The following is a 492-nucleotide window of genomic DNA, read 5'->3' as shown; positions in this document are numbered from 1 at the left end:
GCTCCCTAACCTCGTCGACAAACCGCTCGCCCAGCGGTTCGGCCTCATCCCCTCCGAGCGGAGCCTCGCGCACTCGCTTTTGTTCCTCGCGGTCCTCGCGGCGATCGCGTGGGCGATCGCGGCGCGGTACGACCGGCGATTGGAGGTGAGCACCTTCTTCGGCGCGTACCTGTCGCATGTCCTCACGGACGTGTTCCCCGCCGCACTGGCCGGCGAGTGGGCGAACCTCGGGTCGCTGCTCTGGCCGATCACGCCCGTGTATCAGTATCCGGACGAGTTGGATTACACCATCATCGGGTTCTTCCTCGAGTTGGAGCCGGCGGCGCTGGTGTCGCCCGGGCTCGGCCTCACCATCGTCGCACTCGGGCTGTAGGTATACGACGGAACGCCCGGCATCGGGACGGTTATGCGTGTCAGTCGGCGATTACGGTCCGGGTCGGGGTGATCTCGTCGTGGTAGAAGTCCTCAGTGTCCTCGAGGTCGATCGTACTG

General features: G+C 65.7%; 1 protein-coding gene. It reads left to right on the top strand.

Going from position 1 to position 492, the window contains the following annotated elements:
- A partial coding sequence (locus DVK07_RS21335) for a metal-dependent hydrolase (RefSeq protein ID WP_233565623.1) occupies positions 1-373 on the top strand: 373 nt, incomplete at its 5' end.
- Positions 374-492 lie beyond the last annotated feature (119 nt).

Source organism: Halorubrum sp. Atlit-26R, assembly GCF_003666015.1.
In the GTDB taxonomy this organism is placed as follows: domain Archaea; phylum Halobacteriota; class Halobacteria; order Halobacteriales; family Haloferacaceae; genus Halorubrum.
This window is presented reverse-complemented; position numbering and strand designations above follow the sequence as displayed.